Source organism: Streptomyces sp. NPDC050732 (assembly GCF_040654255.1).
Classification (GTDB): Bacteria; Actinomycetota; Actinomycetes; order Streptomycetales; family Streptomycetaceae; genus Streptomyces.
In genome coordinates, this window is the sequence record NZ_JBFAHP010000006.1 from 24,043 (window position 1) to 47,802 (window position 23,760).

16 protein-coding genes and 4 pseudogenes are annotated in these 23,760 nt (G+C 70.4%); 8 read left to right on the top strand and 12 right to left on the bottom strand.

Annotation, left to right across the window (positions count from 1 at the left end; genetic code table 11):
- Positions 1-15 precede the first annotated feature (15 nt).
- Both AB0H82_RS07065 and AB0H82_RS07070 read left to right on the top strand, forming a co-directional pair.
- A complete protein-coding gene (locus tag AB0H82_RS07065; protein ID WP_362989695.1) occupies positions 16-651 on the top strand; it encodes a TetR/AcrR family transcriptional regulator in 636 nt (211 codons plus the stop codon).
- The gene (locus tag AB0H82_RS07070; RefSeq protein WP_362989697.1) at positions 648-1,115 is read left to right on the top strand and encodes a Dabb family protein; all 468 of its coding nucleotides are present in this window, start codon (positions 648-650) and stop codon (positions 1,113-1,115) included. Before AB0H82_RS07065 ends, AB0H82_RS07070 begins: the two co-directional genes overlap by 4 nt.
- 201 nt (positions 1,116-1,316) lie before the next feature.
- Here AB0H82_RS07070 and AB0H82_RS07075 read toward each other — a convergent pair whose 3' ends face one another.
- Positions 1,317-2,027, bottom strand: coding sequence for a 2-phosphosulfolactate phosphatase (locus AB0H82_RS07075; RefSeq protein ID WP_362989699.1), 711 nt, complete (start codon positions 2,025-2,027; stop codon positions 1,317-1,319).
- Positions 2,028-2,193: 166 nt separating this feature from the next.
- Between AB0H82_RS07075 and AB0H82_RS07080 the strand changes: the two are divergent.
- The 5 genes and pseudogenes from AB0H82_RS07080 to AB0H82_RS07100 form a co-directional block, all read left to right on the top strand.
- Positions 2,194-2,472: pseudogene (locus AB0H82_RS07080) on the top strand (transposase); the annotation flags it as partial.
- A 218-nt stretch (positions 2,473-2,690) separates the two neighbouring features.
- A complete protein-coding gene (locus tag AB0H82_RS07085) occupies positions 2,691-6,983 on the top strand; it encodes a DNRLRE domain-containing protein (RefSeq protein ID WP_362989701.1) in 4,293 nt (1,430 codons plus the stop codon).
- Positions 6,980-7,438, top strand: a complete 459-nt coding sequence (locus tag AB0H82_RS07090; protein ID WP_362989702.1) for a hypothetical protein — start codon at positions 6,980-6,982, stop codon at positions 7,436-7,438. The genes AB0H82_RS07085 and AB0H82_RS07090 overlap by 4 nt, the downstream gene beginning before the upstream one ends.
- Positions 7,439-7,520: 82 nt before the next feature.
- Positions 7,521-7,619 (top strand): annotated as a pseudogene (locus tag AB0H82_RS07095) (IS5/IS1182 family transposase); the annotation flags it as partial.
- Between the two features lie 86 nt (positions 7,620-7,705).
- Positions 7,706-7,864 (top strand): annotated as a pseudogene (locus AB0H82_RS07100) (IS5/IS1182 family transposase); the annotation flags it as partial.
- A 306-nt stretch (positions 7,865-8,170) separates the two neighbouring features.
- Here AB0H82_RS07100 and AB0H82_RS07105 read toward each other — a convergent pair.
- The 10 genes and pseudogenes from AB0H82_RS07105 to AB0H82_RS07150 form a co-directional block, all read right to left on the bottom strand.
- Positions 8,171-10,447: a DUF2272 domain-containing protein gene (locus AB0H82_RS07105; protein WP_362989704.1), complete on the bottom strand. Its 2,277-nt coding sequence runs from the start codon at positions 10,445-10,447 to the stop codon at positions 8,171-8,173.
- Between the two features lie 13 nt (positions 10,448-10,460).
- Positions 10,461-11,549, bottom strand: coding sequence for a hypothetical protein (locus AB0H82_RS07110; RefSeq protein WP_362989705.1), 1,089 nt, complete (start codon positions 11,547-11,549; stop codon positions 10,461-10,463).
- 13 nt (positions 11,550-11,562) lie between these two features.
- Positions 11,563-11,874, bottom strand: coding sequence for a hypothetical protein (locus AB0H82_RS07115; RefSeq protein WP_362989707.1), 312 nt, complete (start codon positions 11,872-11,874; stop codon positions 11,563-11,565).
- A gap of 40 nt (positions 11,875-11,914) precedes the next feature.
- Positions 11,915-13,183 carry a hypothetical protein gene (locus AB0H82_RS07120; protein ID WP_362989708.1) on the bottom strand — a complete coding sequence of 423 codons (1,269 nt, stop codon included), beginning with the start codon at positions 13,181-13,183 and terminating at the stop codon, positions 11,915-11,917.
- On the bottom strand, positions 13,164-15,632 hold the full coding sequence (locus AB0H82_RS07125; protein ID WP_362989710.1) for a hypothetical protein: 2,469 nt from the start codon (positions 15,630-15,632) through the stop codon (positions 13,164-13,166). The genes AB0H82_RS07120 and AB0H82_RS07125 overlap by 20 nt, the downstream gene beginning before the upstream one ends.
- Before the next feature lie 179 nt (positions 15,633-15,811).
- Positions 15,812-16,051 (bottom strand): annotated as a pseudogene (locus AB0H82_RS07130) (amidohydrolase family protein); the annotation flags it as partial.
- A complete protein-coding gene (locus tag AB0H82_RS07135; protein WP_362989712.1) occupies positions 15,976-16,566 on the bottom strand; it encodes a MerR family transcriptional regulator in 591 nt (196 codons plus the stop codon). The pseudogene AB0H82_RS07130 and the gene AB0H82_RS07135, both read right to left, overlap by 76 nt.
- A 101-nt stretch (positions 16,567-16,667) precedes the next feature.
- Positions 16,668-17,501, bottom strand: a complete 834-nt coding sequence (locus AB0H82_RS07140; RefSeq protein ID WP_362989714.1) for an alpha/beta hydrolase — start codon at positions 17,499-17,501, stop codon at positions 16,668-16,670.
- Positions 17,502-17,614: 113 nt separating this feature from the next.
- Positions 17,615-18,454, bottom strand: coding sequence for an alpha/beta hydrolase (locus tag AB0H82_RS07145; protein ID WP_362989716.1), 840 nt, complete (start codon positions 18,452-18,454; stop codon positions 17,615-17,617).
- Positions 18,455-18,634: 180 nt separating this feature from the next.
- Positions 18,635-19,780: a serine hydrolase domain-containing protein gene (locus tag AB0H82_RS07150; protein WP_362989718.1), complete on the bottom strand. Its 1,146-nt coding sequence runs from the start codon at positions 19,778-19,780 to the stop codon at positions 18,635-18,637.
- Between the two features lie 170 nt (positions 19,781-19,950).
- Between AB0H82_RS07150 and AB0H82_RS07155 the strand changes: the two genes are divergently transcribed.
- On the top strand, positions 19,951-23,046 hold the full coding sequence (locus AB0H82_RS07155) for a BTAD domain-containing putative transcriptional regulator (protein ID WP_362989720.1): 3,096 nt from the start codon (positions 19,951-19,953) through the stop codon (positions 23,044-23,046).
- Between the two features lie 66 nt (positions 23,047-23,112).
- Here AB0H82_RS07155 and AB0H82_RS07160 read toward each other — a convergent pair whose 3' ends face one another.
- A complete protein-coding gene (locus tag AB0H82_RS07160) occupies positions 23,113-23,682 on the bottom strand; it encodes a sigma-70 family RNA polymerase sigma factor (RefSeq protein WP_362989722.1) in 570 nt (189 codons plus the stop codon).
- Positions 23,683-23,760: the final 78 nt, after the last annotated feature.

Genomic DNA, 23,760 nt, shown 5'->3' on the forward strand with positions numbered 1-23,760 from the left:
CGCCGTTAGGGGTTCATGGTGGGGAAGCGGGAAGAGGTACGTCAGCGGACGTTCGCCGAGATCCTGGAAACAGCGGGCCGGATGGCTGAGGCCGAGGGCTGGCGGGCGGTGACCATCCGGCGGATCGCCGCCGAGATCGGCTACAGCGCGCCGGTGATCTACCAGCACTTTCCGAGCAAAGAGGCCGTCCTGCACACGCTTCTGGAGCAGGCCAACGGTGAGTTGGCGCAGCGGATGCGGGCCGCGGTAGCCGGTGCACCGGCCTCACAGGGCCCGCACCTGGCGGCGGTCGCGTACCTGGAGTTCGCCCGGTCACGGCCCGGCCTGTACCAGCTCATGTCGGGCGCACCGGGCACGGCCGTCGACGCCTCCACCCGCCGCGCCGCCGCCGACGACGTGATCACCTTCACCAGGCAGCTCATCGGCGCGTGGGCGGCCGAGACCGCAGACGAGCCTGTTGCCGTCGAGGACGCCTGCGACCTGCTGTGGGCCACGCTGCACGGCCTCGCCGGCATCGGGTCGATCGAGGACATCGGCTTCGACCGCGCCCTGCGCCTGGCCGACCAGGCAGTGACAGCACTGCTCGGCTACTGGTCCTCCGCGACCGCGAACCCCGAAGGCCGCCCGAAGACCACCAAGGGAGAGAAATGATCTACCACCACAACCGCTTCACGTTCAAGACGACCGTCACCGCCCAACAGCGCGAGGAGGCCCTCGCCAGCCTGCGCAACCAGGGCGAGTCGATCGACGCGGTCGCACGGTACGTCGTCGGCAGAGACGTGGGCGGCGAGTTCGAGTACGGCGCCGTCTTCGTCCTTGAGGACCTCGACGGCTACTGGGAGTATCTGATGGCGCCCTCACACGCCCACACCGACCGGATCGGTCTGCCGCTGCTGGAGTCCTTCGTCTCCTACGACACCACCGACAGCGACGACCCCGACATCGCCCAGAAGATCGCCGACTTACATGCGCGACGCTACGCCGACGACCCGGCCCTCACCAAGCTGGTGGCCGACCTCCCCTCCTACACCGGCAGTAGCGCGCCGGCCCCCACCAACCCCACCAGCGCACCCCAGCCCGCCGCGGGACCGACACCCGTCCACAAGTCTGGCTGACAGAGCGCACGGCGGTAACTCCGCCCGCCCCGGCTCGCGATGACCGTTCGATTGTTGGCCACGGGCCACCGGACTGACGCTTGCTGCGCAAGCTGCGCTGCCTCACCACCCGGATCACCCGGATCACCCGGATCACCGACATCGTCAAGGCCGTCCTCACGTTCCACCTCGTGTCAGCGTGAGGCGGTAACGGCTCATTGACTACCGTGCGCGGCGTACAGCGGACACCGCATCTGGTCGGGTCCGGAGCGGCCGTAGCACTGCCATCCCTTCGTCGAGCCCGACCTTCAGGGCGAAGTCGAACCGGTCGACCTCCAAACACAACTCCACATCGGTGGGGTGAGCACCGCGGCGTCGCCCGCTGCGGAGGTCGTCCGCGGCTGGGGAGGTGCGGGCACGGTGCAGATAGGGGCCGGGGTCGATACGAGTCCCGGACAGGAGCTGATCCAGGTACTCGGCGCAGGCCAGATCCTCGGCGGCACGGCCGCCCTCGCCGGTGACCACGAACGTCACCGAGTCGGCGCCGGCATCCGTCAGGGCCCGGGCCGTGGCGCCGGCCACGGCGAAACTGGCGCACAGCGCCAATTCAGCCTCGACGACCGCCAGGGCCCCAACCGTTCCCGCTGTGGTCTTTTGAATCACGGTGCGTCCGGTCAAGTCGGCCTCCTGGATCAGGCCAGGGGAGTTGACCAGGTCGAACCCACTGACCGGTGCCCCGTCCTTGAGCGCGAGCCAGCCCGGGTGACACGCCTTGATCGCCAGTGCCTCGCCCTCGTCGGCAGCGAGAACGATCTTGTCTGCTCCGCGGTGGAAGGCCCATGCGGCGGTGGTGAACGCCCGCATCACATCGATGACAACAGCCACCTGTTCGGTGCCGTCCACGTCGGGTATTCCGACTACTCGCGAGCCCATGTCGGGATGGTCGCAGCCCACTGAAGCGGTCCACAAGACACGTTGACGGTCTTTCGGCGACTCGGGATCCGCTGGGCGACTGCCTCGCGGGCACGCGCTCGGGTAGCGGGCAGACCAGTGGCTCGTCGGCTGTGGTCCGACCTGACCATCAGCGAGTTGGAAAGGAGTGCGGGCGGCGGACTTGCTGGACATGGACGACGCTGCAGTCGATGGCTCGCACGGCCGGGCTCCCAACGGGGGGTCACCCGGAGCTTCGCCGGCCGACCGGGCCCGACCCGGCAGCAAGCATCACCTGATCGTCGACCAGCACGGCATCCCGGTAGCCGTCCTGCTGACCGGCGGCAACCGCCACGACATCACCCGGCTGATGCCGTTGCTGGACGCGATACCCCGCACCTTCGCTTGGCTGCACCAGTTCAAGCGCCTGCGTATGTGCTTCAAGCGCCTGTGTATTCACCGTTACCGTGACGCACGGCACGGCCCGGCTGCCCGTTTCGGGACTTTCGCCCTGTCCGTTTCAGTCCTTACGCCCTCCTTATTCGCAGAAATCCCAGGTTAGTTTTCCCCTTCTTGATCTTTTCTTTACTGGGAGGGGAACTTGTGACGAAGAGTCGCAAGCACAGACCTGGACGGGCGTTGGGCACGTGTCTCGTACTGGCCGGAATGCTGGTCATGGAGGCCGCCGCGCCGGCTGCCGCCGCCGTCTCGACCGTCGCCGACGGAGCGGCCGCCGCACCCCAGGGGACCGTGGCCGAGCCGGCGGCCGGGAACGACGCCACCGCCGCGGTCCTTCGGGCCCGCCTCGCGGACAAGCGCGTCGAGGTCGTCGGGGAACGCAGCGAGACCAGGACCGTATGGGCCAACCCCGACGGAACGCTGACCGAGGACCAGGCCGCGGGCCCGGTGCGCTTCCGCGCCGATGACGGGTCCTGGACCGGTGTCGACATCGACCTGGCCACGTTGCCCGACGGCCGCGTCGGGGCCAAGGCGCATCCGCTCGGGCTCACGCTCGCCGGGGCCTCGCCCCGTCGCGCGGACACGGCGGCCACCCGCCGCTTGCGCGCCGCCACACCCGTCCCGGCCACCGCACCCTTGGTCTCGTTGACCACGCCGCGGGGGCAGCGGGTCGAACTCGGCTGGCGGGGGGCGCTGCCCGCGCCGCGCGTCGAAGGCACCAGGGCCACCTATCGTGACGCCCTGCCGCACGCGGATCTCGTGGTGGACGCCACCAGAACCGGCTTCGAGCAGTTCGTCGTCCTCAACTCCCCCAAGGCCGTGGACGAGGCGGGCACGCTGCGGATGACACTCACCGCCAAGGGGCTGAGCGCCAAGGCGGCGCCCGACGGCGGGGTGTCGTTCACCGACGCGGACGGGAAGACCACGGGGACGCTGCCGGCCCCGGTCATGTGGGACGCACGGTACGACGAACGCTCCGGCGAACACCCGCACCGCGCGCCGGTCGCCATGACCGTCGCCCAGGAAGGTGACCGCGTCGACCTGACGCTCACCCCGAACGCCGCCTTCCTCGCCGACCCGGCGACGAAGTTCCCGGTGACCGTCGACCCTGCGGTGAACCTGCTGACCACGTTCACCACGTTCGTGCAGCAGGGCTACGGCACCGACCAGTCGACCTCCAAGGAGCTCAAGCTCGGCAACAACGGCTCGGGCCAGGTGGCCCGGTCCTTCCTGAGGTTCGGCAACAAGCCGGTGAAGGGCCGGGAGATCAAGACGGCCACGCTGAAGCTGTGGAACCACCATTCCTGGTCGTGCCAGGAACGTGCCTGGGAGGTGTGGGACACCACCTCCGCCGGCCCTGCGAGCCGCTGGAACGCGCAGCCCACCTGGAACCGCAAATGGGCGACCTCTACCCAGACCAAGGGCGGCAGCGGCTGTGCCGAGGGATGGGTGAGCGCCGACGTCAAGACGCTGATGCAGGCGTGGGCCGCCAACCCCCACGAAGAGAACACGCTGGGCCTGCGCGCCGCCGACGAGAAGGACTCCTACGCCTGGAAGCGGTTCGCCTCGCGCAACGCGGCCGACCATGTGCCGGTCCTCTCGGTCACGTACAACAACGTGCCGGGCGCGCCGAGTGGGGTGGCCCTGACGCCTTCGGCGTACAACTCCTTCAACAAACGCACCTACGCCACCTCCCTCACGCCGACCCTGTCCGCCAAGGTCACCGACCCTGACGGCGGCACGGTCAAAGCGCAGTTCGAGGTCAGTGCCGATCCGGCGTTCCACGACGCCGGCAGCTACAGCTGGAGCGGCACGAGCACCGGTGTCGCCTCGGGCGGCATCGCGAAGCTCACGATCCCGGCGGACAAGAAACTCGGCTCCTTCGGCTACCGCGTGCGCTCGCGCGCGCACGACGGCTCCGCCTACGGCGCCTGGAGCGGCTACGTGCCCTTCCGCGTCAACATCAGCAAGCCCGCCACTCCGGCGGTGAGCTGTGAGAAGTTCCCGGCCGAACAGTGGACGGACGAGCCGGCCGGCGAGGTCGACTGCACCTTCACCACCACGTCGTCGGACGGCCGCGGCTTCTTGTGGGGCCTGGACGACGCGCGGACGCCCCGGTCCGTCGACGACTCCTCCGGTACGGGCGGCAGGCCGCAGACGGTGAAGGTCAAGGTCACCAAGGGCTGGCACACGCTGCACGTGCGCACCGTCGACTCGGCGGGGCTGCTCTCCGGCACAGCCGCGTACCAGTTCGGTGTCGGCGCCAAGCCCTCCGCTGTGCCGGTCCCCGACGTGCCGACAGCGCTGCAGGAAGGCGCGACGGACACGGCCACGCCCATGCTCTCCGGCGTAGTGACCTCTGCCGCCCAGGAGCGGATGCACGGCGAGTTCGCCCTGTTCGACGCCGAGGGTACGGCGATGTCCGACGTACCGCTGGTGCCGGCCGACGCCGACAGCGGCAGCCGGATCGCCACGGTGGTCCCCGAGGACACGCTCACGGCCGGTGCCACCTACCGGTGGGCGATGCGCGCCTGCGGTGACGCGGCCTGTTCGCCGTGGAGCGGGAAGCAGACCTTCACCGCCAGGCCCCCGAAGGCCCATCCGGACCCGGCGACCCGTACCGTGGAGATTTCCGGCACCGCGCTCAGCGACGCCACCGCTCCCGTCGGCGCCAAGGACTGCGACGGGGCGGCCTGCGCCGCCGTCCAGGACGGCCTCCTGCGGGTGGGCACCCCGGACTCCACGGCCTGGCGCACCTGGTTCAAGGCGGACCTCTCGGCCGTGCCCGCCGGTGCCCGGATCACCGACGCGCGGCTGAAGCTGCACCGCGCCGACTGCCCGGCCGATGCCGATGCCCCCGACCACTGCGCCGAGCCCGCCGCGACGGCGCGCGACCTTGCCGAGCCGTGGACACCTGAGCAGGACGGTGCGGCGCTGGCCGCCGCCGCGAGTGACGAGGCGTTCGAGGCCGACGACGAACTGTCGGCCACGATCGGCGACCTCAACATCGCCTCCCTGGTGGACGGCTGGCTGGCCACGGAGGACAACCACGGGCTGAGCCTGCAGCTCGGCGACGAGAAGAACGCCGCCCCTGGCGTGGTCTACCACTCCTCGCGCGCCGAGGACCCGGCCAAGCGCCCCAGGCTGGTGATCGACTACATCGCCGCCGCCGCGCCCGGCGCACCCACCAGTGTCAGAGCCGTACCGGGCGACAACGGCCTGCTGGCCACCTGGAACGCCCCTGCCGACCCCGGCGCGGCGACCGAGGCACTGAAGTACACCGTCACCGTCCGCAAGGGTGACAGCGAAGTCGCCCGCACCACCACAGAGGACACCAGGCTCATCGTCCCGGGCCTCGCCAACGGTGCCGACCACACCGTGGAGGTCACCGCCACCACCGACTTCGGCACCTCCACCGCCGCCCACTCCCCCGCCGTGCGGCCGGTGACCGTGGCCGATCAGGTGAAGTACGCCCAGGCGGTACGCGACTACGCCACCGCCCGGGCCGGAATCCTCAAGGGCACCTACACCACGGCCGAGAAGGCGGCCGCGGCGTCCGAGCACGGTGCGATGTTCCGTGACCTCCTCTCCGACCAGGAAGCCGAGCTCAACGACAGGCGCGAGGGGTACTCCCGGCACGGCCGGCACTACTCGTCGGTCACCAGCAAGCTCGACGACCCGCTCACCGGCCCCGGGCCCGACGGCTCCGTCGTCGTGCGCGGCCTGCTCACCGAACAGAGCGTCCTCACCGGCAAGGACGGCACCGAGGAGCACGAGGAGGGCCGGCTCGCCGGCCGCTTCGTCTTCACCCGCGGCACCCTGCGCATGGAGGCCGACGACGCGGGCGTCGAGGTGACACTGCCCACGACCGCCGACGCCGCGAAGCTGGCGACCGTGGCGCCGCCCGCCGAGGACAGCATCGAGGAGGTCGCCGAGGGCGAGCAGGAGCCCCCGCCGATCGAACTGGACTCCGACGGCATGCTGCCCGAAGAGGCCGGCCCGCCGGCCGGTTCACCGATGCTGCGCACCGCCGCCCCCAAGGGCAGCGGCACATCGAGCTGGGCCAAGCGCCACGTCGGCATCAGCTGGGAGTACAAGCAGGACTGTACGAACTTCGTGTCCAAGGCCCTGCACCACGGCGGCAAGATGAAGCAGCGCAAGGGCGGCCGAAGGAACCCCTCACGCTGGTTCCGCAACAACATCGGCTGGAAGCGGGTCGACAGCTACACCTGGGCCGGCGCCGCCAATCTGCGCCAGCACCTCAAGAACCACCGGGGTGGCCGCGAGATCTCCCGCTACGACGTCCGTCCGGGTGACGTGATCTTCGCGTACTACAAGAAGGACCGGCAGTGGAACCATGCTGGTGTCGTCACCGGCGGCAGCCGCGGAAACATCTCCATCACCCAGCACGGCAGCAAGAACCACACCACGCTCAACCAGTGGCTCAAGCCGAAGAAGATCACGGCAGTGAGCATCATCAGGCCCGGGAGACGCAGTTGACACACGGACGCACAGGGGGGCGCGGGCTCCTGGCCGCCGCGGTGACAGCGGCTCTGCTGCTGCTCGCGGCGTGCACGACCGACCACACGCCGCCGCACGTCAAGGACGGCAGGGCCGACCTCGACCTGTCCGTGACCGGGCAGCCGTCCTCAGAATCCCTGGCCCTCGTGGAGAAGGCACTCGTCCGCATCCAGCGGCACGACGCGGAGGGCCTGGCGAAGCTGTCGTCCGACGGCAAGGATGCCGAGGAGAGCGCGGAGAAGTGGGTGGCGAGATGGGGTGAGGCGGCGCGGAAGCCGATGGTCGCCGACTTCGCCGTCGACCCGAAGACGTACGTGCGCGTGGAGATCCGTTTCCGCGGCGTCAAGGGTTATCTGCCTCTCACACTCGAAGCGGACACGGACGAGGACTGGGCCTACGGAATCGTGACCGCCGAGAAGTCCGACAAGGAGTAGCCGGACGGTCCAGCAGGACGCGAGGCTCCCGGGCTGTTGATCGAGATGTCTGACGTCTCAATTACGTTGCCCGGGGGCCTCGTTGGTCGTCCATCCTGCCGCAATCGACGTGCCGCACGCACTCGTTGAGTAGGTCACCATGCTGATCGTCACCCGTGAGGGCGACCGGCGCTGCGAGCTCCATTCCTGGCGGACCTTCCGCAGGTCCTGATGCAGTCCCAACCGCATGACGTCAATCGCCAAGGCCGTCCTCACACTGGAGCTGCAACGCTGAAGAAACTCGACGAGACTGAGCAGTGGCGCGGCCTGGCCATGCGAACGGACAAGCTTGCCATCGCCTACGAGGGTGCACTCCACCTCGCAGCCATCCTGATCTGGACACGACCGTGGAAAGCCAAGGGCACCCACTCGCCAGGAAATGCCTGACTCAGGGCCTCGACGAGGCGCCGACTGTCTTCGCCCTGCAGTCCGAGCACCTTCCCAACCTCTTCGCGACGAATAGATGCCGATAGACCGTCACCTGGCGCCGCGAGATGCCACAGAGTGTCGCCTGATCCGCCAAGGCGTGCTCCAGAGCCGGGTCTCCTGTCTCCACGCATGCCGCGAAGCTCGTCGGGGCAAGCCCGAGCGTGCATCTGAAGGATCGGAGGTGGTGACCAAGCTGCTGTATGGCGGCCACCCTCACACGTGGCTCGATCGCCGTGAAGTCAGGAACCAGGCTCTAGGAGTCAGTCAGTCGTGCAACCCCTTCCGCGTCTTCTCCACGACGTGGACCCCGCGCTCCGGCAGCGGCGTCTTCCACGACGCAAACGCCGCCTTGATCGCATCCGCGAGGACCGGGACGAAGCGGTCCGTGGACAGGCCGCCGGCCTTGTGGTCCGCGTGCATCGCGTTGATCACTGCTCGCTGGGCCACCGCCGGGAGATTGTTGTACGCGGACTGGAACATCCCCCGCACATAGGGCGACCGGTCGTAGTGCGCCCGGAAGGCGTTCACGGCCCATCCCATGCGCTCCCTGGTGAACCTCGCGTTCATGCCCGCCAGATGGGCCTCCAGCCACCGAACGGAGACCGTGCATTCGGCGACGATCACCGCCTCGTCGAGCCCGGCCAGGTAGAAGCGCTCGGCCCAGCCGTCCCAGCGCAGCTCATCCCTGGTGGCGGCTCCGACGATCGCCTGCTGCGTGCTCTTGCCCCACCGGTACGTGCGGCCCCGGTCGACCTCGATCCCGAAGCGGCGGAACGCCTCGGGCCCCGCGTCGATCCACTTCTGGACCTTCCCGTGCTGCAGGGTGAGCTGCAGGAAGCCGATGCTGACCACCGCGCTGTCCCAGGTGTTGAGGGCTTGCACGGCCCCGCCGGTCTCCACCTGCGACACGCGTACGAAGGTGTCGAGGATGTCCTCGGACATGGTGACGACGCCGCGTCTGCGCAGGTCGTTGAGTGTTGCGGCGAGCGGGCGGTCCGCGGAGTACCGGGCCAGCCCGCGGGCCGTACGTGCGGCGCCCTTGCCGCGATACACGATCCGGTAGGCCTTGCTGGGCTGCCTGTCCCCGCCCAGCGGCGGCACGCCGGGCGCGGTCGCGGGCGGCGCGGTGGCCGGGGTCGCGGCAGGGGCCGGAGTGGGTCCCGTAGCAGGCGCCGCCGGCCGCCCGGCGTCGAGCAGCCGCCGCAGCGCCGCCCACGTATCCGGGCCGACGATGCCGTCCTTCGCCATCCCGTGCTGCCCCTGCCACTGGGCGACCGCATGCGCGAAGCGCACTTCGTCCGCGGCCAGTTGCGGGTCGCCGAGCAGCCGCGCGACGGCGTCGATCCTGCCGCGCCAGCCGAGCCGTTCCCCGTACGAGCGGTTCAGCCGCATCGCCTTGGCCAGGGCGTCCGGGGGAAGCAGCCCGAAGAGCCGGAAGACCGTGCCGAGTCCGGAGGCACCGGCCCCGCCGGGCGCGGCGCCGCCGGGTGCCCGGACCTTGATCAGGGCGAAGTGCCCACATCTGCCCTGCTTCGGCAGTACGAAGCCCTGCGCGTCCAGCCGGTACGTACGTGCCTTCACCGACTGGCTGACATTGCCTCCGACCACCCGGACCGTCCGCCGGTCCAGGTCGACCGCGGTGACGATGTCGCCGTGCGTGCACCATCCGTGGCCGTTGTCGACGTTGTCGTACGTGGCGCCGTTGCACGGCTTGTACTGGCCGCAGGGCCGGTCGGCGCACAGGATGTCGCCCGGTTCCGGCCGGGCACGTTCCAGCCGGTGCAGCCAGAACTCGCTGGTCGTGTCGCCCTGTGCGGTGCGGCGCTTGATGGCGCTGATGTAGCCGTGGTGGGCGCTGCTGCGCGGGAAGGTCGCGGCCTCGGCCTTCGCCATCACCCAGGAGACGAAGACCGCGCTCCACGGCTCGTGCGCCTGCCACGCGACGCTCTGCAGATCGGCCGCGGCGACGGTGCGGTGGACGCCGGTGCGGTAGTAGTCCTGCAGCACCGCCGTCATCCGCGGGTCGGTCTCCTTCCGGGCGCCGTCGCCCCAGCTGCTGCACTCCTGCTCCGCTCTCGCCGCGATACGGGCGCCGAGGGCGGCGGCGGGCCGCGCCGGCTCCTCACTCTCACCGGACGGGGCGGCGTCCGGCTCCTCGCCCGCGAGGTCGTCCGGGCCTTCGCCGGCGAAGTCGTCCGGCCCTTCGCCCTCCTCGGCGGCGTCCTCCAGCTCCGCCTCCCACTGGGCGACTTGCCACTCCGCCTCCGACACCGGCTCATCGGCGGCCTCGCCGGACTCCTGCTCGGCGGGCTCGACGGCATCAACCTCGTACGACGAGGCCGCGTACGGCTCCGCCCCGTACGGCTCCGCCGCGTAGCTCTCGCCCGCGTACGCGTCGCCCGCGTACGCCTCGCCCTCAAACCACTCCCCCTCCGCCTGGAACGGCCCGCCGACTGGCGCCGGCGGCCCCGCCGCGCCCTCCGGCAGCTCCAGCGCGCCCTCGTCCGCGAAGGGCGACGGGGCACCCGTCTCGTACGGCATGGCCTGCTCCCCTCTACGGATTCGGGGCGACCTTCGGCGCCTTCAGATCTCGCCCGGTGGTGATCGACCAGTGCGTGATCACCGTCTGCACATCCGGAGTGATCAGCGGGTCGTTGAAGAGCACCGGGACGTTCGCCGCGTCGTCGAACGCCTTGGTCTCGATGTTGATCAGCAGCCGCGAGATCGCGTCGGCTATGTCGAAGAAGCTCTTGGACATCGCATGCGCGGGTATCCGCACCCGCTCAGCGATGCGGAACAGCCGCTGCTCGGGGCTGGTCGCCTCGGCGCGGAGCGAGCTCACGATCGGCGAGTTGAAGTCGAGGGTCAGATGGAACCACGCCATCGTCGAGATCGCCCAGAACTCCTCCCGGGAGAGGTTCGAGGCGAGCCTCCGCGTGGTGAGCATGTCGGACAGCCGCTCCGCCAGGTCCGCGATCTTCGCGTGGTCGGTGGGGTTGGGCCCGATGGTGTTGCGGACATTGATGATGCCGATCCAGGTCTCGCGCAGGAACTCCTCGAAGATGGAGACGAATTGGGTGTTGGCGGCGGCCGGCTTCGGATACGGCTCCGCCGCGGGGTGGGTGAGGTCCATGCCGAACATGCGGTAGTAGGCGTTGCGCCGGATGGAGTCGCCGTTCGGGCGGACCAAGCTCGGGAGGGCCGTGATGAAGAAGGGGGCCGACTCCCGGAAGAAGAGCTCCTCGGTGTTGCGCAACCAGTGCTCTGCACCGTTCGAGGGCACCCCCAGCTCCTCGCCCTCGCGGTAGAGGGCGACGACGCGGCGGAAGATCTCCAAGAGCCGGGTGCTCTCAAGCATGTACGCGTAGCTGAGGTGCTCCCAGCGGACATAGCCGGGGCGGCAGTCGTCCGGAGAAGTGCTGGAGAAGACGCGCCGGTTGCGGTCGAAGCCTTCGAAGAGCTGCTGCAGCCGCTCCGGCAGGCCGGGGATGTCGCTGCGGTGGTCGGGGTGGCCGACCGGCTGGCTGAGGTCGTTGCGCTGGAAGGTCCAGGCCTGCTCCAGCAGGGAGGTCAGGTCAATGGGGTGCAGCCGGAAAAGGAGCTCGGCGCCACCCGGGATCTGCCGGGTCAGTTGTCGGAACATCGCGGGCTCCTCGTCATTCAAAACTCTGGCCGCAGAGTGCGTCGTTCGCGTCCCGCGCGGCATCCAGTCCGTCGACGCCGGGGTTGCGGGCGGGACAGCTCACGTCGGGCAGGCACCACAGCTTGCGGTCCGCGTCCGGCGCTTGGGTGGTGGCCACCCGCAGGTCGTCACGGATGCGCCGGTAGCGGTCGCGGATCTCCTGCAGCGGGTCGGGCGGTACCGGGCCGCGGGCGGTCGGCTGGTCCTCCCCCGAGCCGGTGGCGGTGGTGCGGCGCGTCTGCGGTGGTGGCTTCTCGGTGGTCCGGGACGCCTTGTCCTCGGGCATCTGATGATCCCCCCTGGTCGTGGTGGGTCGGTCGGTTACGTCAGGCAGCCGGGGCCGCGCCTCCGAGCCGCAGCAGCCAGGCCTCCTGTCCGGCGGCGGGGCCGGCCGCCGGCTCCGGTTCTGTCGCCGCCCGCCAGCCGGTGAGCGCCAGCAGCCGCAGTCCCTCGTTCCACAGCCAGTGCGGTGAGGTGTAGAGCGCGGGGCCGAGCCGGGCGGCCAGCTCCCGCAGGGCCTGCGGGGACACCCGCTGCGGCGGTACGAGCGCGGTCAGCGGGCGCCCCGCGAAGGCGGCGAGCGGTTCGTCGAGCACGGCGGCCGCGAGGGCGGGGAGCCGCGGCAGTGAGGCGGCGAGGAGTTCGCGGGCCTCCGGGTCGGGGCAGTCCGCGAGCGGATACACCGCGAGCCACTCCCGCTCCAGCGCGTCCCAGGGCCCCGGTCCGTAGGCGTGCCGGCACAGCGCCGTGTTGAGCGGTACGCGCAGCCAGGCGACCGGGTGCGGGTCGCCGGGCAGCAGCCGGAAGACGTACGCCGGGCCGCCGGAGAGCACGTCGTGCAGGTTGGCGACGGCGCCGAAGCCCGCGTGCGCGAAGGCGAAGACGTCGGCGGTGATCTCGGAGGACCAGCCCGCCCACAGCGCGGCGACGTCGGGGCCCGCGGGGGCGGCGGCGCGGGCGAGGAGCGCGGCAGCCTCCTCGTTCCAGCCGGTCTGGAAGGCGACTTGGTGACCGCACTCGTGCAGGACGGCGGTCGGGCAGAGCAGGCTGTGCCGGGTCACCTTGATGGTGGCGGCCGGGCTCTCGGTGCTGCCGTCCCACAGCCGCAGTCCCGCTTTGAGGATCGCGGCGCCGACGCCGTTGTCGAGGTAGGTCAGCACCGCCGGTACGGGCTTGAGCAGCGGGTCGAGGACGGCCGCCATGCTGCGCTGGGCGAGGCTGTCGCAGGCCCGCAGCAGGGCGGCGATGTGCGGGCTGGTGCGGGTGTTCACGGCGTCGGCGTAGAACTCGATGCTGGTCTCGGCCCGTAGATAGCCCTGCCGGAATGCGAGCAAGCGGCGCCGGACGGCGTCGAGTTCGGCGGGCGAGTGGGCCGCGCGCAGGGCCGTGCGCAGGATGTGCCCGCGGGTGCGCAGGCCGCTGACCGCCTCGGTCAGGGCGCGGCGCACCGCGACGCCGAGGTACTGCTCCAGGCCCGCCCAGGCGGCCGGCGCGGCGAGGTCGTCCAGGGCGCCGAGCCGGTCGGCCGCCGCGGTCCAGTGGCCGAGCTGGCGGGCGAGCTGGGCCCGCGTGGCGTCAGCGGCGGCGCGTGCCATGGCCCGCGGTCACCGTGACGTCCATGGTCGCGGGCGCCGCGGGGCGGCCGGGGCGCCCGGGTCGGCCGTCAAGGGCCGAGCGCACCCGGGCAAGTACGGGCGCCGCCTTGAGCACGACCCGTACGGTCGCACCGTCCTCGGGCGCCTCGGTGGCGGCGACGAACGCCTCCCGGTGGTCCTTCAGCAGCATGGCGAGCCCGCGGGTGAGCGCGTCCTCGACCGCCCCGGCGAGCTGAGCGGGCGCGGCCGCCGGCAGCCGGCGCAGCGCCGCGGCGCCGACACCGGACGGCACGGCGCCGTGGACGACGCGGAGCCGGTGGCCACCGGTGAGCGCGGCCCTGATCCGCAGGCGCAACGGCCGTATCAGCGGCGCCAGGAGCTGTCCGGCCTGCTGGCCTTGGCGCAGTCCGGCGGCGAGCCGCTGCGCCTCGGCCTCGGTGAGGTAGAGCTCGGCCCGCAGGGTGTCGTCGGTGCAGCCGAGGTTGATACGGACCCGGCCGGGGCGGGACGCGGGGGCGCGGGTGTGGCGGGCTGCGGGGGCGGGGGCCGCGACGGGTTGCGCCGCCGAGGCTCCGCCGGGGTCCGCCGCCGCGGCGGCGCCCGCGTCCGCGGCCTCCAGGTAGTACAGCCGCTGCCCCACCCCGAGCAACTGCCCGTCCATGTACCGCGCTTCGGCCTCCTCCCCGAGAGCCGGCTCGCCGAGCAGCAGCGCGGCCGCGTCCGGGGTCAGGGGGTGCAGCGCGGGTGTCTCGGACAGCTCGCCTTCGGGGTCCTCCAGTCCTTCGCCGCGCATGATCGAGTCGAGCGTGGTGCCGGGCACCGCCTCGTAGAGATGCACGCGGGCGCGGACCGGCGCGCCGGGCGCGTATCCGAGCCTGGACCGCAGCGTGTCACCGAGATTGAGGCCGCAGAAGGTGCCGATGTGTGCCGCCTGGTACGGCGAGACCGTCACCCACGGGATGCGGGTGTACTTGCGGTAGCGGTGCCGGCCGCGCAGCGGCTTCGGCAGCCAGGCGCCGCGGAGGGTGAGGTCTTCGCGCAGCTCCGGGCGGTCCTGGTAGGTGGCCTCGGTGAGGATCTGCGGGAGGTTGCGGGCGGCGGCCTGCTCGAAGGCCTCCAGGACGAAGCCTTCGAGGAGGGTGTCGTCGGCGAGGATGTGCTCCGGCAGCGCGGCCACGCCGCGCACCGTGTCCTCCACGACGGACGCCATCGCCGCCCCCGCCGCCTGCCGTTCGTCCTCGGGGCCGGCTTCGAGGTGGATCAGGCGCAGCCCGGCGTCCACCAGTGCCCGGGACAGCGCCGCGGCGGCGGTCGGCCCGACGAACCGCCGGATGAGCGGCGCGACGAACTTGGCGAGGGTCTTCACCAGCACGGACCGCCCGCCGGTCAGCTTCAGCGCGAGCTTCAGCACCGGCAGCGCCGCGGGCAGGAACTGTTCCAGCTGCGGCGTCAGATCGGTGCCGTCCTCGGCCGCGCCGAGCTCGGCGATGAACCGCTCGCGGGCGCGGTCGAGTTCCGCGACGGGGTCGGGCCGGACGGCGGCCCGGTCCGCCTCCCGGGCGTACTCGGCGCCCGGCCGGTCCATGGCCGCCTCGGTGTCGGCGAACACCGTGTCGGCCGCGCGCATCCCGAACTCGGCCTGCAGCTCGCGGACATCACCGGTGGCATCGACCGTCTCCCGGCCGGTGTCGTCGCCGGCCTCGCTCTCGCCCGCGCCCAGCAGCGGCAGTCGCTCGGCGAGCTTCTGCGCGTACGGGCGCAGCCCCTCCGGCAGCCACTTGAGCCCGGCTGCGACCGCCTTGCGGAGCAGGGCGACGGCGATCGGCTTCAGTTTGGCCAGCAGCGGGCCGAGGGCGAGGTTCGCGACGACCTTGAGCCCGCGTCCGGCGAGGCCGACCGCGCCCTTGGCGACCTTCTTCAGCACGTTGCCGATGCCGAACAGGAACTCGAAGGAGGGTGATCCCGGCGGATGGCCGCCCGGCGGCGCGGCGAATGCCTCGAAGAGCGTGTCCACCTCGTTCTCTTCCATCGCGTGCAGCGCGCGCTCGCCGCCCGCGTCGGCCACCGCATCTATGGCCGATTCCAACTCCCGTACAAGCGGGGCATAACGGTCATCCATCAATTGCCGCACAGCCGCCGGATCGGTATAAACCGCCCCACCGTCCCCCGACTCGATCTCCGCATGCTCCGCGGCGGCCTCACCGGCCAGCCGCAGCAGGGCGTCGTCGAGCCCCGGCTCGTAGAGCTCGGCGAGGAAGGCGGCGAACTCCTCGGCCTCCGGATCCACCGCCGGGTCCTCACCCTCGCGGAGATAGCTCCTGAGGAAGGGGCTCTCGTACGCCGCCGGGCCGAGCGGCGCCGACGCGGCCGGGCTCTCCCCCTCGTCGGGCATCTCGAAGCTGTCGGCAGCAAGAAACGGGCTGCTGGAACCAGAGCCGAGCACAGACATGTGCAGCCACCCCCCGGGGGCGCCGATGGACTTGCCACCGCCGGACCCGTTCCGGAGGCTGGCTCATCGTTCTGCGGCCCGCCGAGCGAACGCAACACGTCTTTTGACGCATGCGGTGCGGCGGCAGCGAGAACTGGCCACACGATCACGGGCGCGGTTCCGGCCCGGCCGGTGTGCGATCAGAGCTTGAAGACACGCCGCGCGTTGCCGGACAGGAACAGCTCGGTGGCCTCCTTGTCCAGGTCGAGGTCGAGGTCGAGGTCGCCGAGATGTTCCAGGGCCTGAGGAGACGCGTCCATCGGGTAGTTGGAGCCGAAGCGCACCTTCCGGCGACTCCGGCACCTTATGTAGTCCACCAGCTCGCGCGGAGCGCGGCGGGCGGTGTAGGTGCTGGTACCGGTATAGACATTCTCGTGATCGACAGCTCGTCCCGGGACTCGAACGTCTCCACCTCTTCTGCTCCGGGGTTTCGGTGGCCAGGGTTCGCCAAGACGTGCCGGCCACCACGGCTCCGTGCGACTCCACGGTGCTCACCACATCCTGAACAGTGGCAGTGACCGCCGCGTCGGCCGTATTCCAGTCGTAGCGGTGGCGCCCTGCGGGCGGGCCCGGCACCGGCCTCGGCACCACGGTCGTCTCGTCCACGTGGCGCAGGGCCGCTTCGGGAGGCGACGCGAGCAACTCGCGTGCGTCTCTCATGGCCTCGTCCTGGGTCTGGCGCTGCTGTCCCACCTCCTTCGCGTACTGCCGCAATCATGCCTGTGCCGCGCAGTACATTGATCAGCATGGCTCGTTCGACCTGCCCGAACGTGTAGGAGCGGTAGCCGGTCCACTCGTCGACGTCGGCCGGAACGAGCAGGCCTTCGGCGTGGTAGTACCGAAGTGTCTGCGGCGGCAGGTCACACATCTCGCTGAAATCACTGATCGACAACATGCTGCCGTCCTCAGCCTTGCAGCGACTGCAAGGCCCAGTACCGAAGCCCGCGCCTGCCGCCTCACGTCAGGTGAGGCGGCAGGTGAGGCATCGGCCGTTGGTCACTTGGCGAGGAACGCGACGAGGGCGTCGGTGACTTCCTGGGCGTGGGTCCACAGCAGGCCGTGGGGTGCGCCTTCGATGACGACGTAGTCGGCCTGCGGGAGTGCCTGGTGGAAGCGTTCTCCGGTGGCCTCGATGGGCAGGATGCGGTCGGCGGTGCCGTGCAGGATCAGTGCCGGAACGTCGATCTTGCACACGTCGGCGCGGAAGTCGGTGGACCAGGTGGCCACGCAGGCCAGGGAGGCGTACGAGGAGGCGCCGGCGGCGACGTTCCAGCTGTTGCGGACGGCTTCCTCGCTGATGCGGGTGCCGAGGTTCTCGTCGAGGTTGTAGAAGTTGTTGTAGAAATCCGTGAAGTAGGCGTAGCGGTCGGCGGTGACGGCACTCTCGATGTCCTTGAAGATGGTGCCGTCGACGCCGCCGGGGTTGTCGTCGGTCTTGAGGAGGAAGGGCTCCAGCGAGGCGAGGAAGGCGGCTTTGGCGATCCGGGCGGAGCCGTAGGTGCCCAGGTAACGGCCGACTTCACCGGTGCCCATGGAGAAGCCCACCAGCACGGCGTCGTTGAGGTCGAGGGTCTCCAGGACCACGTTCAGGTCGGCGGCGAAGGTGTCGTAGTCGTAGCCGGTGGTGGGCTGGCTGGAGCGGCCGAAACCGCGCCGGTCGTACGTGATCACGCGGTAGCCGGCCGACAGGAGTGCGGCGGACTGCTTCTCCCAGGAGTGGCCGTCGAGCGGGTAGCCGTGGATCAGCACGACCGGCTGTCCCGTGCCGTGGTCCTCGTAGTACAGCTCGATGCTGGTGGAGTTTTCCTGGTCGACGGTGATGAACGCCATGGTGGTTGCTGCCTTCCGGGGTGAATGCGTCTGATGGTGAAGTGCCCGAGCGGGCATGGCTGTGCGGGTGCGGATGCGGTGACGTGCGACGGGCGACAGGGCCGGGCCGTCGGTCACCGGACCGTGCGGGCTGCTTGCTCGACGATGCGGGTGACGGCTTCGGGGCGGGACACGGACACCGCGTGCGACGCGTCGATGGTCGTCGTGCGGGCCTTGGCGCGGGCCGACATGTAGCGCTGGGCGGCCACGGGGATGTTGCGGTCCCCCGTGGTGACCAGCGACCAGGAGGGGATCGTCTTCCAGGCGGCCTCGGTGGACTTCCCCTCCAGTGCGGCGGCGGCGACCGGACGCTGCCCGGCTGCCATGAGCCTGGCCTTGTCCGCCGGCACGTCCGCGGCGAACTGGCTGCGGAACTTCTCGGGCTTGATGTACACGTCCGCGCCCCGACCGCCGTCGGGCAGGGAGTAGTTGACCGACTCGATGGCCTCGCCGAGGGTGCTGCCAGGGAACTTGTTCGTCAGCCCGATCGAGCTCTCGCCCGTGTCGGGCAGGAAGGCCGCGATGTAGACCAGAGCCTTCACTTTGTCCTCCAGGCCCGCGGCGGCCTGGCTGATGACGGTGCCGCCGTAGGAGTGGCCGACCAGGACCACGGGCCCGTCGATGTGGTCGAGGACGCTGCGCAGGTAAGCGGCATCGTTCGCCGGACCGCGCAGCGGGTTGGCGGCGGACACCACCGGATAGCCGGCACGTTGCAGCCGGGCGACGACGCCGTCCCAGCTCGCGGCGTCGGCGAACGCCCCGTGTTCCAGCACGATCGTCGGGCGTACCGCGGGGTGGGGCGCCGCGCCGGCCGTGCCGGGCAGGGTGACGGCGGCGGCGGACAGTCCTACGGCCGCGGTGACACCAAGCAGCGCGGTTCTGCGGCTCGGACGGACGTGGTGGGTGATGCGCATACGTGAGAATCCCTCTTGGTTGGTTGATGGCCCGCGACGGACCGGACAGAGGCGAAGGAGACCGGTGCGTTCAAGGCATCGGCGCGGAGAGCGGCTGCCGGGCTGCGGCCCGCGTGGTGGAGCGTCCTTCGTCTCGTATTACGAGGGGTCGGCCGGGTCGGTTCACCCGGAAGGTGCACCTCAGCCCGCGGACTCCAGGACTTCGTAGACATGCCTGAGATAGCTGTGCGTGCGCTCCGAGCCGAGGATCCCGTCGCCCACTCGGTTCATCGTGTACGAGAACGTGACGCGCCGGTCGAGGTCCATCATGACGATCGAACCGCCCCGACCGACCCAGAAGCAGATCCTGCCGGTGGGCATGTGCGGCATCGTCCTCGGGTCGGCGAGTGCGTAGCCCATGCCCCAGCGGACGGGGACGCCCAGGAACAGGTCGACTCCGTCGGCCTGGACGTCGAACACCTTGTCCACCGTCTCCGTGGAGAGCAGCTGGAGGCCGTTGACCTGGCCGCGCCGTGAGATGACGGAGAGCGCCCGGGCCATACCTCGTGCGTTGCCGTGACCGTTGACGGCTCCGAGTTCGGCGGCGCGCCACCGCGGGGTGTCGACATGCTCGTCACGTGCGGGGCTGCCAAACAGTGTCTTGGTGAAGATCCCGTCGGGGTCGAGGCCGGTGGGTATACCGGAGAGCTGCGAGGGCGCCACCAGGTCGGCGATGCGCGGCCAGTCGGCCCGGCGCGCACCGATCTGGACATCGGCTCGTGTCGGCTTGGCGATCTCGGTGTCGACGAACTCCGTCAAAGTACGGCCACTGACCCGCCGGACGAGCTCTCCCACCAGCTGTCCTTGGGTCTGTACGTGGTAGCCCGATGCGGAGCCCGGCTCCCACCAGGGTGCCTGCGCGGCCAGCCGGGCACTCGCGGTGGGCCAGTCGTACAGCTCTTCCATGGAGAAGGGCTGCTCCCAGCCGGAAAGTCCCGAGGTGTGGGCCAGGACGTGCCGTACCTCGATGTGCTCCTTTCCCCGGGCGGCGAACTCGGGCCAGTAGTGCGCGACCGGGCGGTGCAGGTCCAGTGCGCCCCGGTCGACGAGGACGAGGGCCGCGAGGTTGGTGAGGGTCTTCGTGGTCGACCACATGCTCACCAACGTGTCCCGCTGCCACGGGACGGTCCGTGCCGCCTCCGCGTGGCCACCCCACAGGTCGACTTCCATGACCCCGTCCACATCGACGGCGATGGACGCCCCCAACTCCTCGCCGGCTTCGAGGTGCGCTGTCAGCGCCGCTCTTACCGGTTCGAACCGGTCAGTGCTCGTTCCCTCGACGACCATGTTCTTCTCCACTCCGGACGACAACCGTTCGCTCGCTCAACGGGCTGAACGTCACAGCGGTTCATGTATCGCCACAGGTCATGACATCTGTTTGCATGCCGCTCCCGAGGGGGTCGATGACGGAGGCCGTCCTGCTATCGTCCTGTCCGATATGCGGGGAGCGGACAACGGTGACAGCTGTGGGACAAGGTCTCGACTTCGGAGTGCTGGGTCCGCTGGTGGTACGGCGGGCGGGGGCGGTACTCGACCCGGGTCGGCGCAGGCAGCGACTCCTGCTGATTCGCCTGCTGCTCGCCGACGGCCGGGCGGTCTCTCCGCAGACTCTGTACGAGGAACTGTGGCCGCAGCAGCCGGGGCGGGCGCCCAGCGCGGCGATGGGCTCCCTGCACGCCCACATCAGCAAGGTACGCGCGATCCTGGAACCCCAACGTCTGCGCCGCCAGGGGGCCTTCGAGGTGCTGGTCACCGAGCCCTTGGGCTATGCCCTGCGGGTGCCGCCCGAGAACCGTGACACCGTGCGCTTCGAGCGGTCCGTCGCCCAAGCACAACGGTTCATGGACCAAGGTCGGCCCGATCGCGTCGTGGAGGAGGCCCAGAAGGCCCTGGACATGTGGCGCGGCACGGCGTTCGCCGACGCCGCGCACCACCTGTTCGCCGTCCAGGAGACAGCTCGTCTGGAAGAGCTGCGGCAGACCACTCGCGAGATCCGCACCACCGGCCTGCTCCTGCTGGGCCGCATCACCGAAGCCCTCAACGCGGCAGAGGAGATAACCGCGCAGCATCCGCTGCGGGAAACCGGCTGGACCCTGCTGCTGCGCGCCCTGTACCTCGCCGGCCGGCACCCCGAAGCGCTGCGGCGCTACACCGACGTACGCCAACACTTGGCCGACGAGCTCGGCCTCGAACCGGGTCCGGCCCTACGCGCCCTGCACCAAGGCATCCTCCACCACGACCTGCCGCCCCTGCACCCGGCCGGCCGGACGAACGACACGGTGGCCCAGCACGGCCGCCGTCCGACCGGGACCACCACGACCGGGGCACGGGACGGGGGCGAGGCAGCCTCGGCGGCCGGCCCGCCCGACGATGCGGCAGCCCGGTCCGACGCACGTGGCGCGCCAGTCGCGGACGGCGGGAGAACAGCATCCCTTCCGCTGCCCTTGGCCCGCCCCGCGCAACTGCCGCGCAGCCTCCCGGTGTTCGCGGGACGGGCGGCCGAAGGCGCGTGGCTGTCCACCGTCATCGGTGCGACGGGCCGACCCGGGACCACCACTGCCCCCGCCGTGGTCATCAGCGGTGCTCCCGGTGTCGGCAAGACAACCTTCGCCATGCACCACGCGCACCGCATCGCCTCCTCGTTCCCCGATGGGCAGCTCTTCGTCAACCTGTGCGGATTCCATCCGCACGCACCCGCCGTCGAGCCCGGTGGCGCCCTGCACGGCTTCCTCACCGCCCTGGGCGTCCCCGCCCCGCGCATCCCCGAAGACACCGCCGACCGGAGCACACTCTTCCGCAGTCTCCTCGCCGACCGGCGGATCCTCCTCGTCCTGGACAACGCCCGCGACGAGCAGCAGGTGCGCCCGCTGCTTCCCGCAGGCGCGGGCTGCCTGACCCTGATCACCAGCCGTAACCAACTTCCCGGCCTCGTCGCCACCGACGGCGCCAAGTCCCTGCGGCTCGCGCTGCCTTCACCGGCCGAGGCGCACGAGGCCCTGGAACGGCGTCTGGGCACCGAACGGCTCGCCGCCGAGCCCACCGCCGCAGCCGACATCGTCCATCTGTGCGGCCGGCTCCCCCTGGCCATGGCCGTGGTCGCGGCCCGCGCGGAACTCGACCCCTCGCTCCCCCTCCACGCCGTGGTCGAAGACCTGCAACAGACCCACGGCGGACTCGAAGCGTTCGCCGGCTTCGACATCACGACCGACGTGCGCGCTGTCTTCTCCTGGTCCTACCAGTCACTGGATGAGCACGCCGCCCGGCTCTTCCGCCTGCTGGCCCTGCATCCCGGCCCCCACATCACGGCCCCCGCCGCAGCCGGCCTCGCCGGCCTTCCCCTCTCCCGGACCCGCCGCGCACTCGCCGAACTGCTCAGCTCCTGCCTCGTGGAGCAACCGCTGCCCGGTCGCTACAGCCTGCACGACCTCCTCCGCGGTTACGCCACCGAGCTCGCTCACGCCCACGAGACCGGCCAGGGTCGTCAGCACGCCACTCTCCGGGTCCTGGACCACTACATGTTCACCGCCTGCGAGGCGAACCGGTTCCTCAAGCAGGACACCTCGCACGACCTGGAACTCGGTGCGCCCCGCGCGGGCGTCACGCCGGAAGAACTCACCACCGTCGAGCAGGCGACCCGATGGCTCACCGCCGAGCACCAGGTGCTGACAGGCCTGCTCCACACCGCCGTCAGCCAGCAGCTCGACCCGCACATCACCGGGCTCGCCTGGTCGCTCAAGGAGTACCTCAACCGTCAGGAGTTCTGGCCCGAGGCCATCGCCGCGCTGACCCCCGCCCTCGAAGTGGCCCGGCGTCATAACGACCGCCTCGAAGAGGGCCGTTGCCTACGGCACCTGGGTGGTATCCACGGTTACCTCGGGCATCAGGAGCAAGCCCTGCGCCAGCTGCGAGACGCGACAGCGATCTTCGAAGAGCTCGACGACATCGGTGAACAGGCACGGGCCCACTACGTCACGGCCTGTGCGCTGTTCCTGTTCGGGCGGACGGCGGACGCTGTGACGGCCTCCGAGCGGGGACTGGAACTCTCCCGGGAGACGGGCGAAGAGTTGTGGCTGGCCGAGTGCCTCCTTGAGCTCGCCTGGTTCCATTCCAACCTGGGGAACCTGGAGAAGAGCCTTCTGTACAGCGAGGAGGGCATCGCCTTGTTCCACCGCCTCGACGCGCCCTGGCAGCTGGCCCAGGGGTGGGACATCCTGGGCCACAACCTTCGTCTGCTCGGCCGTTACGACGACTCGGTGACCACTTACCAGCGGGCGTCGAGGGCGTTCGGGGAACTGGGAGACCACAGGAACGCCATCGGCACACTGATGCGGCTCGGCGACACCCGGCTGGCCATGGGCGACCGGGAAGGCGCACGGACGGACTGGGTCAACGCCCTCGAAAGCGCTGAAGCGCGGGCGATGGCACACAGCGCTCAGCAGGTCCGTGACCGGCTCACCGCCCTCGACAAGGATGGGGACCCCGCGCCCACCGTGCCGGAGAGAGCGGTCGGGAAGCACAAGCTCCCGGTTCCGAGGAGTGAGGGTCCTGCATGACGCTCCCGTCGGCGCTCGTCGTACTTGTGTCTCCGTCGCTCGTGCGCGACCGGGGGCACGCCGTGGTCACGCGCCCAAGATCCCCTGCTTCTCCAGCGCTTTGCGCAACGCGCGCACGGCGTAGAAGGCGCGGCTCTTGACGGTGCCCGCCGGTATGCCGAGGTGTTCGGCCGCCTGGGCGACGCTGCATTCCAGGTAGTACATGAGGCAGATGACGGTTCGCTGCTGCTCGTTCAGCTGCTCCAGGGCCTGCGACACCACATGGGAGTCGATCGCGGATGCCGTGTTGTCGCTGGAGACGTCCAGCTCGTCGACGGACATGTGCTCCAACGGCCGTATCTGACGCGCCCGGTGATGGTCGATCACGATATTTCTGGCCACGGTGAACAGCCACGGTCTGAGGCTTTCGTTGCGGGTGCCCAGGAAACGCGCGTGTTTCCAGGCTCGGGCCGCGGTCTCCTGGAAGACGTCCTCTCCCTTGTGCCAGTCGCCGTCCAGCAAGCGCGCGGCGTACCGGACGAGCAGGGGGCCGTACTGGTCGTAGATGTCTCTGATGAAGGCGTCACAGTCAGCGTCGGAGGTGACGTTCCGGTCATGCGACCGAGTCGGAGCGGAGGCAGCGGTCCGCGTTCCCATGATCCCGTTCATGCGTGGTGCTCGTTCCTGTCCAGGTGTTCCGTGGCGTGCTCAGCCGCATGCGCGGATGAACGGCTC

Bases quoted from the DNA above. Each gene is read 5' to 3' on its own strand.
- AB0H82_RS07065 (WP_362989695.1), top strand. From the start codon at position 16: ATGGTGGGGAAGCGGGAAGAGGTACGTCAGCGGACGTTCGCCGAGATC.
- AB0H82_RS07070 (WP_362989697.1), top strand. From the start codon at position 648: ATGATCTACCACCACAACCGCTTCACGTTCAAGACGACCGTCACCGCC.
- AB0H82_RS07075 (WP_362989699.1), bottom strand. From the start codon at position 2,027: ATGGGCTCGCGAGTAGTCGGAATACCCGACGTGGACGGCACCGAACAG.
- AB0H82_RS07085 (WP_362989701.1), top strand. From the start codon at position 2,691: ATGCTGGTCATGGAGGCCGCCGCGCCGGCTGCCGCCGCCGTCTCGACC.
- AB0H82_RS07105 (WP_362989704.1), bottom strand. From the start codon at position 10,447: ATGCCGTACGAGACGGGTGCCCCGTCGCCCTTCGCGGACGAGGGCGCG.
- AB0H82_RS07110 (WP_362989705.1), bottom strand. From the start codon at position 11,549: ATGTTCCGACAACTGACCCGGCAGATCCCGGGTGGCGCCGAGCTCCTT.
- AB0H82_RS07115 (WP_362989707.1), bottom strand. From the start codon at position 11,874: ATGCCCGAGGACAAGGCGTCCCGGACCACCGAGAAGCCACCACCGCAG.
- AB0H82_RS07120 (WP_362989708.1), bottom strand. From the start codon at position 13,183: ATGGCACGCGCCGCCGCTGACGCCACGCGGGCCCAGCTCGCCCGCCAG.
- AB0H82_RS07125 (WP_362989710.1), bottom strand. From the start codon at position 15,632: ATGTCTGTGCTCGGCTCTGGTTCCAGCAGCCCGTTTCTTGCTGCCGAC.
- AB0H82_RS07135 (WP_362989712.1), bottom strand. From the start codon at position 16,566: ATGTTGTCGATCAGTGATTTCAGCGAGATGTGTGACCTGCCGCCGCAG.
- AB0H82_RS07140 (WP_362989714.1), bottom strand. From the start codon at position 17,501: ATGGCGTTCATCACCGTCGACCAGGAAAACTCCACCAGCATCGAGCTG.
- AB0H82_RS07145 (WP_362989716.1), bottom strand. From the start codon at position 18,454: ATGCGCATCACCCACCACGTCCGTCCGAGCCGCAGAACCGCGCTGCTT.
- AB0H82_RS07150 (WP_362989718.1), bottom strand. From the start codon at position 19,780: ATGGTCGTCGAGGGAACGAGCACTGACCGGTTCGAACCGGTAAGAGCG.
- AB0H82_RS07160 (WP_362989722.1), bottom strand. From the start codon at position 23,682: ATGGGAACGCGGACCGCTGCCTCCGCTCCGACTCGGTCGCATGACCGG.